Origin of the sequence: Nonomuraea sp. NPDC048916, assembly GCF_040649575.1 — a bacterium.
Taxonomy (GTDB): domain Bacteria; phylum Actinomycetota; class Actinomycetes; order Streptosporangiales; family Streptosporangiaceae; genus Nonomuraea.
Genome location: NZ_JBEZFS010000013.1, coordinates 1 through 13,188, shown reverse-complemented (window position 1 = coordinate 13,188; position 13,188 = coordinate 1). Strand labels below are relative to the sequence as shown.

Genomic DNA, 13,188 nt, shown 5'->3' with positions numbered 1-13,188 from the left:
TTCTACGAGCGTGGGGGTTGTCTCCGGACAGCCCAGTGGCCCTGCCACTGGTGAGGATGACCGCCATCGGCATCTGACGATAACCCGCAACCAGATTACACGAAAGGTGTTTTGTTTCGTGATATTCGCAATAAAAAGGTGGTATTAGAGGGAGATCACGATCAGTCGCGCTTGCGGCCCGACCGCCGTTCGGCCGCTTGCGGCCCGGCCGGCGCTCGCCGTCCTTGGCCCGACGCGAAGACGCCCGGCTGGGCGAGGGGCGACCTCGATCCCAGCCGGGCGTTACGACTCCCTGGTCGACGTTCGTGGCGGAGGTGCTGAACACAGGCCCGGATCCGCCTGCCGGGCTTCGTGATCATCGTTGCCGCCACCGTCCGCCGGACGGCCCAGCCGTCCCGGCGGCCATGTCCGCCTGACACCGTCGGTGGCCGTCGCCGTGGCCCTGCCGCCGGCGTACGGCACGATCTCCTCCGGCCGCTCATCATCGCCGGGCTCGTGCTCGTGGCCGCGCGGGTGCCGGGCCAGGCTCTGCCTGTACGTGCGCTGTCCCACCGACACCGTCGGTTCCGTCGGGGTGAGCACCGCCGCCATCAGCCGGTGCTGCCGCCGTTCGGACCGCCGATCGGGGGTCCTAGTTGTTGACGTTGTTCAGCAGGTTGACACCGACGTCCTCGAGGTGCGCGATGGTGAGCACGTCGATGTACTTGACCGAGTCGTTGAGGACGTTGTTCAGCGCGGTGAGGTTGTTCAGAGCCGACCACTGGCTGGCGAGCTGGCTGCCGCTGTTCATGACCCCGTTGTTCATGTCGGCCGCGCAGTCGGCCTGGCGGCCGATCAGGATGCCGGTGCCCACGCAGTCGGACTGGCGACCGGTGCTCTGGGCGCCCGTGCTCTGGGTGCCGGTCTGGCAGCCGGTGCTCAGGCCGCTGCTCAGGTTGCCGGTAAGGCTGCCGGTAAGGCTGCTGGTCAGGCAGTCGGACTGGCGGCCGGTGCTCTGGCTGCCGGTGGTCTGGGTACCGGTGGTCTGGGTGCCCGTGCTCTGGCAGGTGGTCTGGGTGCCGGTGGTCTGGGTGCCCGTGGTCTGGGTGCCCGTGTTCTGGCAGGTGGTCTGACGACCGGTGTTCTGGGTGCCGGTGTTCTGGGTGCCAGTGGTCTGGGTGCCCGTGTTCTGGCAGGTGGTCTGACGACCGGTGTTCTGGGTGCCGGTGGTCTGGGTGCCGGTGGTCTGGGTGCCGGTGGTCTGGGTGCCCGTGTTCTGGCACGTGGTCTGACGACCGGTGGTGGTCTGCCCGCCGGTGTTCTGGCAGGTCTGGCAGGTGACCTGACGTCCGGTCTGGCAGTTGGGGTTGACCGGGTAGGGGCCGGCGTCCGCCGAGGCGCTCGTGGCGGTGAACCCGAACACGAAGCCAGCGATGGCAGCACCGGCGAGAATGCGACGCATCATTTATTTCTCCTTCGTTGGAATCAACGCGTGACGCGCGTCATCTGAAACCACTCTCACAAGGTTGCGAGATGCGCGAATAACGATCCCGCGCAGCACCGGACATCGCAACTAATAATCGCTAAGCCAAAGTCAAGTGCACGCCTTCCTTTCTTGGCCCCTAATACTTCCCGCCAGACATATCCCCATAAATCCTGTTTTGACGTGATGGCCAACAACGTCGAATTTTCATTTTATCGCCACATGGATTACCGGCATGACCAAAGGGCGTTTTATCCAGATAGACCGGGAAGAATGTACCCATGAGATGTCTTCGTGCGATGTCGACGACGAGGCGCGAAGCGAGCGAATAACGGGAGCGCTGAATATGTCATGGACGGAAAATCGACGCTTCGCCGGGCGGCGGTGACGGGCGGATCGTGCGCGATACTGCTGGCGCTGAATTCGGCGCCGGCGCGGGCCGACGACAGGTCGCACGGGTCGTGCGCGCCGGGCTCCGCGCAGTGCGCGGGCGGGGCGGGAGAGTGGCGTTCGGCGGCGGGCGCGATCGCGCTGCGGGCCGCGCTGGGCATGCTCGGCGTGCCCTACTCGTGGGGCGGCGGCGGACCGGCAGGGCCCGGCTTCGGCGTCGGCACCGGCAGGAGGACCTGGGGATTCGACTGCTCGGGGCTGACGGAATACGCCTGGGCCGCGGCGGGAGTGCGGATCGGCCCGACGACACGGGAGCAGTGGCGCTCGGGGGCCCGGATCCGGAAGGCGCAGGTACGACCCGGGGATCTGGTGTTCTACGACAGCAAGCCGAAAAGCCCGGGGCCCGAGCACGTGGGCCTGGCCGTGGACCGCGACCGGATCGTGAACGCTCCGTTCACCGGGGAGGTCGTGCGCCTCGACCCGCTGAACAAGCCCCATTTCATGGGCGTGGTACGGCCTGGCGCGGCCGCACCGGTCAGTATTCGTGAGGGGGCGGCTGGCGGCCCGGGCTCAGCCGCTCGATGAGCTGGCCGGCCCGGGTCACCGTGCACCCACGCCCGGTGCGCACCGGGCGATGTCCGTGGGTTCGCGACACTCCACGGTCGTTCGTACTGCTCTGGTTGGGTTGGAGCACGAAGGGGATGGCGGCCGGCAGCTCGGCGGCACTGGGCCTGGAGAGCTGGCGATGAACCTCCGCGTCCTTCCCGGCTGCGGGCGGCGGTCGGCGCCGGCCGCCTGCTAGCTGTTGTTCTGGTTGTTCAGCGCGTTGACGTTGACGCGCTGCAGGTGCGCGATGGTCAGGATGTCGATGTACTTGACCGAGTCGTTGAGGACGTTGTTCAGCACGGTGGCGTCGTCCAGGATGCTGAACTGGCTCAGGACGCTCTGGCCGTCGTTGACCGGGTTGGGGCCGACGTCGGCCGAGGCGGCCGAGGCGGAGAAGCCGAACGCGAAGCCCGCGATGACTGCACCGGCGAGAATGCGACGCATCATGTTTGTTTTCCTCCATTGATCGGCGTGGAATTCCCGACGCCATTGTCGTTTGTGCAGGGCGGTGAGGTGCCGCTGATAACGATCGCGGCACTCAGCGGGCGCCGCAACCCAAGAAAGCCTGGCCGGAGTCAAGGAGCCGCCTCGTTTTCTTGGCACACAGGGCTTTCCGACGCCGATGAAGGCGAAGCCATATACAGAATGCGATGGCCGTTCGGCGATGCTATTTAAGTATGATCACCCGAAACTTGAGAACAGCATTCAGGTGGCTGATACATCCGCTGATGCAGTCCGGCGCCATCCGCGGTGAGACGTACCGGGCGGGTGAAGTCTGAACATGATCCGGGAGTTCCGCATAAGGCGGCGACGCCGATGTCGGAGCGACGGCACTAGCCGGGCGGGCGTTCCGCGAGGTCGTCCAGGGCGGCCGAGAGGCGCTGGAGGGCGTGAAGGCAGTCGCGGGCGCCGTCCGGGCCGAGCTCGGCCACGAGGCGGTCGGCGAAGGCCTGGTGGCCGGGGTCGATCCTCTCGACCGCCGCCCGGCCGGCCGCCGTGGGCTGGAGCAGCTTGGCGCGGCGGTGCGCCGGGTTGGGCCGGTATTCGGCCAGCCCCTTCTCCACCAGCAGGTCGGCGATCCGCTGCACGCCCTGCCGGGTCATGCCCATGACCCGGGCGATGCCGGCGACCGGCAGCGGCTCGGACAGGACCGCGCCGAGGACCTGCCACCAGGCCGCCGTCAGGCCCGCCGGCCGGGCCAGCTTCTCGGCGACGTCCAGGAACTGGCCGTTGAGCCGGAAGGCGGTCAGCGCGGTCGCCGAGAGCAGGGCGGCCGACTCGCTCATGCCGACATCAGCACCTCGTACGCCGAAGCGTCGCTCCTGGCGTGGAGCCGGAACCAGGCGTCGAGGACATCCGGCCGGAAGACGTCGAGGCGGCGGAGGATCTCGCGGGCGAAGGCGACCGGCTCCGTCGGACCCGCGGTGATGAGGTCACCACCGGTCACCGCGTCCTCGTCGAGGTAGCGCCCGGCGCCCGCGTAGCCGTCCTGGGCCGCCAGGTAGTGCACGACGGCGCTGGTGTGGTCGCGGTCGTCGAGCAGCCCTTCGCGGGCGAGCCCGGCGGTCGCCCCGCAGATCGCCGCCACCGGGACACCGGCGTCGAGGAACCGGCGGGCCTTGCGGGCGAACGGCGCCAGCTCGTCGCCCTGGTCCCACAGGTCGGCCCCGGCCAGGATCAGCAGCGCGCTGCCTGCCGGGTCGAGCCGGTCGAGCGTGAGGTCGGGGGTGACGCGCAGGCCGCCCATGGTGACGATCGGCGCGGCGGTCAGGGCGACCGTGACGATCTCGTAGCCGCCGGGCTCGCGATGGAAGCGCCCGCTGCGGAGGTGGGCGATCGCGTGCCCGGTCTCCCAGTCGGCCATCGTGCGGTAAATGCCTACATGCACGGTTTTCATCATGACAGCATACTGTCATTACGACAGCGTGTTGTCAATGAGTTCCCGTGCGAGGATAGGGACCATGGCAGAGATCGTCGGCGGGGGACGTCCGGTCAACGACGCCGAACGGCGGGTGATCACCTACTTGAGAGACCACGCGCCGGCCGACTGGCTGCTGTTGCACAACGTCGAGGTGCCGCGCGGCGACGACGTGTTCGAGGTCGACCTGCTCGTGCTGACCGGCCACTCGCTGGTGGTCGTCGACGTCAAGGGCACCCGGGGGCGCATCGAGGTGTCGGGCTCGCGGTGGTTCCCGCCGCGCAGGGAGGCGTTCGGCTCCCCCGCCACCAAGCTGAGAGGCACCGCGCGAGCGCTGAAGGGCCTGCTCGTCTCCAAGGCCACCCAGCTGGAGCGCGTCTACGTCGACAGCCTCGTCGTGCTCACCTCACCCGACGCCAAGCTCGTCGACCCCGCCGGGCGCGACGCGGTCAACGTCACCGACCTGCCCGGCCTGATCTCCACGCTGAGCGACGTCTCACGGGTCCGGCGCGGGTGCAGCCCCGACATCCGGCCCTACCTCACCGCGATCCTCGACGCGCTCAACCAGACCGTACGCCGGAGCGACGCGCCACCCAGGTTCGGCAACTGGGAGGTCGAGGAGCAGTTGGGCGGCGACGCCAAGGTCACCGAATACCGGGCCTTCAACGCCACGCTGCCCGGCAGCGAGACCGTGCTGCTCCGGGTCTACCAGGCCGACCCGCTCGCCGACGACGAGTGGCGGGCCGCCGAGCGGCAGCGCATCGCCAACGCCTACCAGACGCTGACCAGGATCCCGCCGCATCCGTGCGTGGTGCGCTCGCGCGACTTCTTCGCCATCGACGACGAGAGCCGGTTCGTGCTGGTGCTCGACGACGTGCACGGCGAGGCGCTGCACCTGCGCCTGGGCCGGGGCGTCCGGCTGGGCGTGATCCAGGACCTGCTCCGGGGGCTGGCCCACGCCCATGCCCACGGCGTCATCCACCGGGCGCTGACGCCGGCCTGTGTGCTGGTCGCCGACGACGGGCACGCGGTGCTGACCGGGTTCGACTACGCCAAGCCGGGGCCGCGCGACTTCACGGTGGCCCACGAGCTGAGCAACGTGCTCGACGCCCACTACGTGGCGCCCGAGTGCCAGGACCGGTCCGACCGGATGTCGGCCGCCTCCGACGTCTACGCGGCCGGGGTGATCGCCTACCAGTTGCTCACCGGCGAGCTGCCGACCAGCGCCGACGCCCACGGCCCCGACGTGCCCGAGGTGGTGCGGCAGATGCTCGACCACTCCCCCGCCAAGCGGCCCACCGCCGCCGCGTCGCTCGACGCGCTCCAGGGGATCCAGCTGGAGTCCCGCCTCCGGCGCCTGGTCCGCCGCATCGTGTCCGGATCATGACGGCTTTCGGCCTGGGCAAGATCGACCACGGCGGCGGCAGCGGCTATCTCGTGCACTGCGGCTGATCGCCCGTTCCAGACGGTCCCGGCGTCTCCCCTGCCGCCGAGGTTGTCGGCGTGCCTCTCAGCGGGAGGCGAGGGCGTCCACGATGTCGACGACGTACAACCTGGCCTCGTCGGGGGCGCCGAGGGCGAGGCGGGCGCCGACCCGCCGGCCGGGGAGCGCGTCCAGCCAGGCGGCGGGCACCGCGCCCGGCGCGAGTTCGAAGGCGGAGGGGCCGCCGCGCCGGTAGGAGGAGTCCACCACCTTCCGGCTGGGCCATTCGGCCGCCACGTACTGCACCACCACCTTCGAGCCGGGGCGGACCTCCGCGCCGGAGCCGTCGATGAGGATGCGCGCCGGCGCGCCGGGGGTGAGGTCGGCCGGTACGGCCGGCAGCGCGCGGCCGACGAGGCGCGCGTCCGGCGGGTAGCCGCCGAGGATGTCGAAGACCAGCACCACCACCTCCGGAGGCGCGATCCCGGTGAGCGGCACGCCCGGACCGGCCGCCTGGGCCGCCGGGCTGACCAGCATGACGCGCGAGCCGGCGGGACGGCCGATGAGCGCCCGGTGCCAGGTGTCGGGGATCGGCCGGCCGTCGAAGACGACCGTGGTGGGCCGGTTGGCGTCGTACGTGCTGAGGTACGGCCGGTCGCCCGACCACTGGTGGACGGACACGTCGGCCAGCACCACGTCGCCCGGTACGGTGCGCCGGCCGTCGCCCGTCGAGAGCACCGTCACCCGGGGCGTGTGGCCCGGCTTGGCGTTGGGGATGACGATGACCGGCTTGCTGCCGAACGCCCCTGTCACGATCGGCACGTCGCCGGCCTCGGGCATGCCACACGACGTGGCGACCATGAGCACGGCAGGCCAGAACAGACGCACGATTCCCCCAGGTAGCCGGATCCGGCCTGGTTCCTAGCCCCGATCGGCAAAAGGAAAGCCGATCGGACGACAAAGAGGCGGCACACTGAGGGGCGTGGGCAAGCCGAATCTGGCGCGCAGGGTCGCGGAGGCGGCCGAGATCGCGCTGACCAACCGCAAGTACGTGACGTTCATCGACGTGGTGACCGGGCTGCGCTGGCTGCACGCCCGGCACGTCGACCTGTGGCGGCAGGGCCGGGTCGCCACGCTGGCCGAGCTCGCGGCGGTCGACGACGACCGGCTGCGCACGACCGCCGCCCTGCTCAGGGACTGGGCCGAGGCCAGAGGGTTGCGGCCGGTGGACACGCCTTATCTGGCCGGCAGCCGTGACCGGCGCGAGCTGCGCTTCACCGCCTCGCCGGAGCAGGAGCCGTTCCGGGTGCACTGGCTCTCGCCCGACCTGAGCGAGACGCGGGTGAGGCAGCTCACCGAGCGCCAGAGCAAGGCGCCCGACCTGGTGGTGGTCACCCCGCTCAACGCCTGGACGTGCGCGACGTGCGGTGACACCGGCCCCTACTTGATCATGGAGGAGGACGTGCCGCACTGCCTGACCTGCGCGGACATGGACCATCTGGTCTTCCTGCCGTCGGGCAACGCCACGCTCAGCCGCCGGGCCAAGCAGGAGAGCGGCCTGTCGGCGGTGGTCGTCCAGTACAACCGGCGGCGCAAGGTCTACCAGCGCCAGGGCCTGCTGGTCGAGGAGCGTGCGCGGGAGCTGGCCGAGGAGCGCTGCCTGGCCGACGAGGAGGTGCGCCTGCGCCGCCGCGAGCGCGACAGGGAGCGCAGGGCCGAGCAGGACGTCGAGTTCCAGGCCCGGATGGCGGCCGAGATCGCCCGGCTCTTTCCCGCCTGCCCGGCCGAACGGGCCCAGAAAATCGCCGCGCACTCCGGTCAGCGCGGCAGCGGCCGGGTCGGCCGCACGGCCGCGGCCAGGGCGCTCGATGAGAACGCGATCACCCTGGCCGTGGTGGCGTCGATCCGCCACCTCGACACCGACTACGACACCCTGCTGATGTCGGGTGTCCCCCGCGTCGAGGCACGCGACCGGATCAGGCACCGGATCGAGCTCAAGCTCGCCGAGTTCCGGGGAGAGGCGTAGTTGCGGGGAGAGGCGTAGCTCTGGGGAGAGGCGTGGTTCCGAAGAGAGGCATGGTTCCGAGGAGGGGCATGGACGACTGGCACGACGTGCGCGAGGAGCTGCGGGCGTTCGCGCTCGGGCTGCCCGAGACCCACGAGGACCACCCGTGGGGTGAGACGGTCATCAAGGTGAACAAGAAGGTGTTCCTCTTCCTCGGCCTGGACGAGCGGACCGAGAAGTGGGATCCGACGTTCGGGGTGAAGCTGCTGTCGGAGGCGCACGGCCACGCGCTGACCGTGCCCGGCGCCCAGCCCAGCGGTTACGGGCTGGGCAAGGCCGGGTGGGTGACGGTGCCGTTCCTGGCCGAGTTGCCGGAGACGGAGGTGCTGATCGACTGGGTGGAGGAGAGCTACCGGGCGATCGCGCCCAAGCGGGCGATCCGGCTGCTGGACGGCCCGGTCACGTGACGGCCAGCCGCTGGGCGTACCTCTCGTCCTTCCACAGCCCCTTGTCCAGCACCTCGACCAGGGCGCGGGCGGCGTCCCACACGTCCACGTAACGGGTGTAGAGCGGCGCGAGGCCGAAGCGGAGGATGTCGGGCGCGCGGAAGTCGCCCTGCACGCCCCGGTCGATGAGCGCCCGTATCACCGGGTAGCCGTCGGGGTGGCGGAAGCTCACGTGGCTGCCGCGCCGTTCCGCGTCGGCCGGTGAGGCGAGCTCGAGCGCGTCGCCGACGAGGTCGATGAAGAGCGAGCCGAGCGCCATGCTCTTGGCGCGCAGCAGGTCGAGCGGCACCCGCTCCCAGATGTCGAGCGCGGCGTCGAGCGCGGCGAGCGACAGCACGTGCGGGGTGCTCACCGTGAACCTCTTGATCCCCTCGGCCGGACGGTAGTCAGACTCGAACGCGAACGGCTCCGCGTGGCCGTGCCAGCCGGACAGCACGTTCTCCGCGTCGGCGTGGTGGCGGGGGTTGACGTAGAGGAACGCGGGCGCGCCCGGCCCGCCGTTGAGGTACTTGTACGTGCACCCCACGGCGAAGTCGGCGGCCGAGACGTCCACGTCGAGGGCGCCGACGCTGTGGCACACGTCCCAGACCATCAGCGCGCCCGCCTCCTGCACCCGGGCGGTGACCGCGGGCACGTCGTGCCGCTCGCTGGTGCGGTAGTCGACCTCCGACAGCAGCACCACGGCCGCGTCGTCGAACCGGCCCTCGGCGAAGTCGCGAATCTCGTAGCCGCCCAGCGCCCGGGCCAGCCCCTGGACCATGTAGTGGTCGGTCGGGAAGTTGCGCACGTCGGAGACGATCACCCGCCGCTCGGGGCGCAGCCTGACGGCCGCCGACACGGCCTGGTGGATCGCGATGGACGTGGTGTTGCCGACGACCACCTGCCCCGGGCCCGCGCCGATGAGCGGCGCCACCCGGTCGCCGAGGGTGAGCGGCTGCTCGTACCACCCGGCGCCGTTCCAGCCGCCGACGAGTTGCCCACCCCATTCGTCGACCACCGCCTGCCGCACCCGCTCGGGGGTGCGGCGGGGCAGCGCGCCGAGGGAGTTGCCGACGAGATAGACGACTCCCTCGGGCAGCACGAACTCCGCCCGGAACTCACCTAGCGGGTCGTCGGCGTCGAGGGCGAGGCAGCGGTCACGGTCCAGCATGTGATCACTCTTTCGGGCGATAGTGACTAATCACCCCATTTTCGTACGCCCTGTCACCGTCAGGCGCACGAGGGCGGCCCTCGTGCGCCTGACGACGGTCAGCCCTTGCCGGGGTGCAGGGCTCCGCAGCCGCCGCAGGTGCGGGCCGCCGTGTCGGCGTAGAACGCCTCGAACACCGGCGGCAGGTCCTTGACGATGTCACGCACCTGCAACTCCACCTCGTGCACCAGGGCCGCGCAGTCCAGGCAGTACCACTGGAACCTCTCCAGCTCGCCCTCCGGCCGGATCCGCTCCACCACCAGCCCCACCGACCCGGCCTCCGGCCGTTGCGGCGAGTGCGGCAGCCCGGGCGGCAACAGCCACATCTGCCCCTCGCGGATGTGCACGGTGTCGGGCCCGTCCTCGGTCATCACATTGACGTGCATGTTGCCGCGTACCTGGTAGAAGAGCTCCTCGTAGGGGTCGACGTGGAAGTCGGTGCGGGCGTTCGGCCCGCCGACGACCATGACGATGAAGTCACTCGCGCCCTCGAAGACCAGCTTGTTGCCGACGGGCGGCTTGAGCAGGTGGGCGTGCTCGTCGATCCACTTCGTGAAGTCGATGGGGGGCATCATGTTGGCTCCTGTGTACGGTAGGCGACGGTCTGTGTCTCCGTCGACGGCTGCGGATGGGGCGGGCGGTCCGGCATCACCGCGGCCCGTGGCGGCCCGGCCGCGTCGCGGACGCGGACCTCGTGGCGACGCTCACCGGAGCCGTCACGGCGCGAACACCGCCCGCACCGACCCCAGCCCGGTGACGCGCGCCTCGAACACGTCTCCCGGCTCGACCGGCACCACGGGCCCGAGCGTGCCGGTCAGCACCACCTCGCCGGCCCGCAGCGGGCGGGCGGTGCGGCCCAGCGCCCCGGCCAGCCAGACGACGGCGTTGAGCGGATGGCCCAGGCAGGCGGCGCCCGAGCCGGTCGAGACCTCGCGCTCGTCGCGCGTCATCGTCATCGCGGCCTGCCGCAGGTCCAGCCCGGTCAGCGAGACGGGCGTGTTGCCCAGCACGAACGCGCCGCCGGAGGCGTTGTCGGCGATCGTGTCGGCCGGCGTGATGTCCCAGCCGGCGACGCGGGAGTCGGCGATCTCGATCGCGGGCAGCGCGAACTCCACCGCCCTGATCACCTCGGCCGCCGTGAAAGGGCCGCCCTCCAGGTCGCGGCCGAGCACCAGCGCGATCTCGGCCTCGGCCCGGGGCTGGAGGAACCTCCCCGTCGGCACCGGAAGCCCATCGAGATACGACATATCCGCAAAAAGCATGCCGAAGTCTGGCCGGTCGGTTCCCAGCTGCCGCTGGACCTCGAGGTTCGTGATGCCGACCTTCCAGCCGACCGGCCGCCGCCCCTCCTCCAGCGCCCGCCGGGTGTTGATCTCCTGTACGGCGTAGGCGTCGTGTTCCGTGCCGACCAGGTCACGGACCGGAGCGCACGGCTTGCCCGAGCGCGCGGCCTCGAGCAGCCGGTCGGCCGCCTGGGTGCGCGTGTTCACGGCCTCCGACCATTCGTCATGCATCGCGTCGCTCCCGAGTCGTGGCCGTCAGAGGGGTCTTGATCGTCATGGGGTCCGCGAAGGGGGTCAGCACCACCACAGTTTCCTCGTTTCCCGCATTTCTGGGTAGGACACGACGAGCGGCTGCGACTACCGGCCACATCCCCGAAACAGAGTAGACATTCTGGACATCATGCAGACGCGCATCGATCAAGTCACCGCCCACGACGGCTCCTTCGACCACCCGGAGGCGGCCGACCGGGCCTGGCAGGTCGCCCTGGACTTCCTCGGGGAGCACCTGCCCGTACGGTGAAGCACCCTGTCCACGAGGACACCTTCCCGTACCCCATCATGGGCGGCGTGACGCGAACCTGGGAGCTGTGGGGTGGTGTGGTCACCGCCTCGATCCTGGCGCTTCCGCTGTCGGCCGCGGTGATCGTCCTCCTGGCCCGCCACCGCGCCCGCGCCGGTCACCCATCTCCCATGCGGACCGCGCTGGCCGACGTGGGCATCGTGGCCGGCACCCTGCCCTGGGTGTGGATGATCCTTACCCCGTCGCCCGGACGGACGGGGATCAGCCTGGTGCCGTTCCGCGACCTGGCCACGCTCGCCGGCGCGCCGTGGGAGGAGGTTTCGGTGCAGGTGGGCGGCAACCTGCTGGTCTTCGCGGCGCTCGGCGCGCTGCTGCCGGTGCGCAGTCCGCGCCTGGCCTCCGCGGCCCGCGTCGCCGCGGTCGCGGCGGTCGCCTCGGTCACCGTCGAGGCCCTCCAGTACGGGCTGCGACTGGGCAGGTTCGCCTCGATCGACGACGTGCTCGTCAACACGCTGGGGGCGGTGCTGGCCGCGCTGATTACTCGCCGCTGGTGGGCCCCCCGAATAGCGGCTGGGATCGTTCCACGGTAACGGCCGGCTGAAACCCCCAGTCCATCACCACACGGGCACGATCCGCTCAAAAGAAGCTCGGGACCAACCTCTGTATCTGTGCGATCGTGGACAAGACGGGGCAAGTTCTCTGGAGACGCCGAACCCGGTTGGTGACAGAGGGTGGTCAAACGTGTCTGAATCCCCGGTACCCCACGATCCCCCAATCTATCGACGCATCGCCGACGGCCTCCGCGCCCGGATCCTGTCCGGCGAACTGCGCGATGGGGACCGACTACCGGGCGAGAACGCACTCATGGCCGACCACGCGGTCGCCCGCGCCACAGCGAGGCAGGCGCTCGCCGTACTCATCAACGAAGGGCTGGCGGTGCCCAAGCGAGGCTCGGGGGTCTACGTGCGATTGTTCAAACCGATCCGCAGGCACGGCTCGCGCCGCCTGTCACGCGAGCAGTGGGGCGAAGGGCGGGCCATCTGGGACGCCGACGCCCGCGGCCGCCCGTTCACCGTGGACGAGGTGGAGGTGGTGCGCGAGGAGGCGTCCGAGGAGATCGCCGGGCTGCTCGCCACCGGGGACGCGTGGGTACGGCGACGACGCTACTCGATCGACGACCGCCCGGTGCAGCTGGCGACCTCCTACTTTCCCGCCCACCTGGTCGAAGGCAGCGCCATCACGCTGCCCGACACCGGCCTCGGCGGCGTCTACGCCCGGCTGCGCGACCTCGGCCTTTCACCCGCGCACTTCACCGAGGAGGTACGGGCCCGCATGCCGGCGCCGCGCGAGACCCAACTGCTCGACCTGCCAGGAGGCACGCCGGTGATCGTGATCATCCGGACCGCCTACACCTCCGAGGGACGGCCCGTGGAGCACAACGAGATGGTCCTCGACTCCGCCGCCTACGTACTTCAGTACGACTTCGACGCCTAGTTCAAGGGGACATGTCAAGCGATAGGTTGACCTGTCCTTTGCGATCATTGATATCTCTAGAGAGGTGGCGGATCCTTCAGGGAGATGGACCTCGTAAGGGGCCCCGGAAGGATGAACAGATGTCCTTTGACCGGCACCTCGCCGAAATCGCCCGGGAGTTCCCCCAGTGGACCATCTGGCGAAGCGACGCCGGACGCTGGTGGGCCACCAGGCACCATCCGCTCAGCGCCAGGCAGCGCGACGCCGGATGTGCGATGACCATCGACGCGGACGACCCGGATGACCTGCGCGAGCAGCTCCGGGACCAGGAGAGCAGGGCCGAGGAGCCGCAGCGGCGCACCGGCCCCGCCCCGCCCTAGCGCGGGGGGGGGGGGGGGGGGGGGGGGGGGGCG

The 13,188-nt window shown here is 70.3% G+C and carries 15 protein-coding genes; 7 read left to right on the top strand and 8 right to left on the bottom strand.

Annotated features, from left to right (window positions below; genetic code table 11):
* Positions 1–631: 631 nt before the first annotated feature.
* Complete coding sequence (locus AB0C16_RS15780; protein WP_357683104.1) at positions 632–1,444, bottom strand: hypothetical protein; 813 nt, start codon at positions 1,442–1,444, stop codon at positions 632–634.
* 369 nt (positions 1,445–1,813) lie between these two features.
* Between AB0C16_RS15780 and AB0C16_RS15775 the strand changes: the two genes are divergently transcribed.
* On the top strand, positions 1,814–2,437 hold the full coding sequence (locus AB0C16_RS15775; RefSeq protein ID WP_357683102.1) for a C40 family peptidase: 624 nt from the start codon (positions 1,814–1,816) through the stop codon (positions 2,435–2,437).
* Positions 2,438–2,650: 213 nt separating this feature from the next.
* Here AB0C16_RS15775 and AB0C16_RS15770 read toward each other — a convergent pair whose 3' ends face one another.
* From AB0C16_RS15770 to AB0C16_RS15760, 3 genes are all read right to left on the bottom strand, one after another.
* On the bottom strand, positions 2,651–2,905 hold the full coding sequence (locus tag AB0C16_RS15770) for a hypothetical protein (RefSeq protein WP_357683099.1): 255 nt from the start codon (positions 2,903–2,905) through the stop codon (positions 2,651–2,653).
* Positions 2,906–3,291: 386 nt separating this feature from the next.
* Complete coding sequence (locus tag AB0C16_RS15765; protein ID WP_357683097.1) at positions 3,292–3,744, bottom strand: MarR family transcriptional regulator; 453 nt, start codon at positions 3,742–3,744, stop codon at positions 3,292–3,294.
* Complete coding sequence (locus tag AB0C16_RS15760) at positions 3,741–4,355, bottom strand: DJ-1/PfpI family protein (protein WP_357683714.1); 615 nt, start codon at positions 4,353–4,355, stop codon at positions 3,741–3,743. The genes AB0C16_RS15765 and AB0C16_RS15760 overlap by 4 nt, the downstream gene beginning before the upstream one ends.
* A 64-nt stretch (positions 4,356–4,419) precedes the next feature.
* On the opposite strand from AB0C16_RS15760, the gene AB0C16_RS15755 reads away from it, so the two are divergent.
* Positions 4,420–5,763, top strand: coding sequence for an NERD domain-containing protein kinase family protein (locus AB0C16_RS15755; protein ID WP_357683094.1), 1,344 nt, complete (start codon positions 4,420–4,422; stop codon positions 5,761–5,763).
* A 123-nt stretch (positions 5,764–5,886) separates the two neighbouring features.
* Here AB0C16_RS15755 and AB0C16_RS15750 read toward each other — a convergent pair whose 3' ends face one another.
* The gene (locus tag AB0C16_RS15750; protein ID WP_357683091.1) at positions 5,887–6,687 is read right to left on the bottom strand and encodes an FKBP-type peptidyl-prolyl cis-trans isomerase; all 801 of its coding nucleotides are present in this window, start codon (positions 6,685–6,687) and stop codon (positions 5,887–5,889) included.
* Positions 6,688–6,781: 94 nt separating this feature from the next.
* Here AB0C16_RS15750 and AB0C16_RS15745 point away from each other — a divergent pair, with 94 nt between their 5' ends.
* Positions 6,782–7,825: a DUF2293 domain-containing protein gene (locus tag AB0C16_RS15745; protein WP_357683089.1), complete on the top strand. Its 1,044-nt coding sequence runs from the start codon at positions 6,782–6,784 to the stop codon at positions 7,823–7,825.
* 68 nt (positions 7,826–7,893) lie between these two features.
* A complete protein-coding gene (locus AB0C16_RS15740) occupies positions 7,894–8,271 on the top strand; it encodes an MmcQ/YjbR family DNA-binding protein (protein ID WP_357683087.1) in 378 nt (125 codons plus the stop codon).
* Here AB0C16_RS15740 and kynU read toward each other — a convergent pair.
* The 3 genes from kynU to AB0C16_RS15725 all read right to left on the bottom strand — a co-directional run bounded on the left by kynU (position 8,264) and on the right by AB0C16_RS15725 (position 11,013).
* Positions 8,264–9,460: a kynureninase gene (kynU, locus tag AB0C16_RS15735; protein WP_357683084.1), complete on the bottom strand. Its 1,197-nt coding sequence runs from the start codon at positions 9,458–9,460 to the stop codon at positions 8,264–8,266. The genes AB0C16_RS15740 and kynU overlap by 8 nt on opposite strands.
* 98 nt (positions 9,461–9,558) lie before the next feature.
* The gene (locus AB0C16_RS15730; RefSeq protein WP_357683082.1) at positions 9,559–10,074 is read right to left on the bottom strand and encodes a 3-hydroxyanthranilate 3,4-dioxygenase; all 516 of its coding nucleotides are present in this window, start codon (positions 10,072–10,074) and stop codon (positions 9,559–9,561) included.
* 141 nt (positions 10,075–10,215) lie between these two features.
* Entirely contained in the window at positions 10,216–11,013 is a 798-nt protein-coding gene (locus AB0C16_RS15725; protein ID WP_357683079.1) for a fumarylacetoacetate hydrolase family protein, read from the bottom strand.
* Positions 11,014–11,349: 336 nt separating this feature from the next.
* Between AB0C16_RS15725 and AB0C16_RS15720 the strand changes: the two genes are divergently transcribed.
* From AB0C16_RS15720 to AB0C16_RS15710, 3 genes are all read left to right on the top strand, one after another.
* Complete coding sequence (locus AB0C16_RS15720) at positions 11,350–11,892, top strand: VanZ family protein (RefSeq protein WP_357683077.1); 543 nt, start codon at positions 11,350–11,352, stop codon at positions 11,890–11,892.
* Positions 11,893–12,043: 151 nt separating this feature from the next.
* Positions 12,044–12,796, top strand: a complete 753-nt coding sequence (locus AB0C16_RS15715; RefSeq protein WP_357683075.1) for a GntR family transcriptional regulator — start codon at positions 12,044–12,046, stop codon at positions 12,794–12,796.
* 119 nt (positions 12,797–12,915) lie between these two features.
* Positions 12,916–13,155: a hypothetical protein gene (locus AB0C16_RS15710; protein WP_357683072.1), complete on the top strand. Its 240-nt coding sequence runs from the start codon at positions 12,916–12,918 to the stop codon at positions 13,153–13,155.
* Positions 13,156–13,188 lie beyond the last annotated feature (33 nt).

Coding starts and splice junctions, on each gene's coding strand:
- AB0C16_RS15780 (WP_357683104.1), bottom strand. CDS start 1,444: ATGATGCGTCGCATTCTCGCCGGTGCTGCCATCGCTGGCTTCGTGTTC.
- AB0C16_RS15775 (WP_357683102.1), top strand. CDS start 1,814: ATGGACGGAAAATCGACGCTTCGCCGGGCGGCGGTGACGGGCGGATCG.
- AB0C16_RS15770 (WP_357683099.1), bottom strand. CDS start 2,905: ATGATGCGTCGCATTCTCGCCGGTGCAGTCATCGCGGGCTTCGCGTTC.
- AB0C16_RS15765 (WP_357683097.1), bottom strand. CDS start 3,744: ATGAGCGAGTCGGCCGCCCTGCTCTCGGCGACCGCGCTGACCGCCTTC.
- AB0C16_RS15760 (WP_357683714.1), bottom strand. CDS start 4,355: ATGAAAACCGTGCATGTAGGCATTTACCGCACGATGGCCGACTGGGAG.
- AB0C16_RS15755 (WP_357683094.1), top strand. CDS start 4,420: ATGGCAGAGATCGTCGGCGGGGGACGTCCGGTCAACGACGCCGAACGG.
- AB0C16_RS15740 (WP_357683087.1), top strand. CDS start 7,894: ATGGACGACTGGCACGACGTGCGCGAGGAGCTGCGGGCGTTCGCGCTC.
- kynU (WP_357683084.1), bottom strand. CDS start 9,460: ATGCTGGACCGTGACCGCTGCCTCGCCCTCGACGCCGACGACCCGCTA.
- AB0C16_RS15730 (WP_357683082.1), bottom strand. CDS start 10,074: ATGATGCCCCCCATCGACTTCACGAAGTGGATCGACGAGCACGCCCAC.
- AB0C16_RS15725 (WP_357683079.1), bottom strand. CDS start 11,013: ATGCATGACGAATGGTCGGAGGCCGTGAACACGCGCACCCAGGCGGCC.
- AB0C16_RS15710 (WP_357683072.1), top strand. CDS start 12,916: ATGTCCTTTGACCGGCACCTCGCCGAAATCGCCCGGGAGTTCCCCCAG.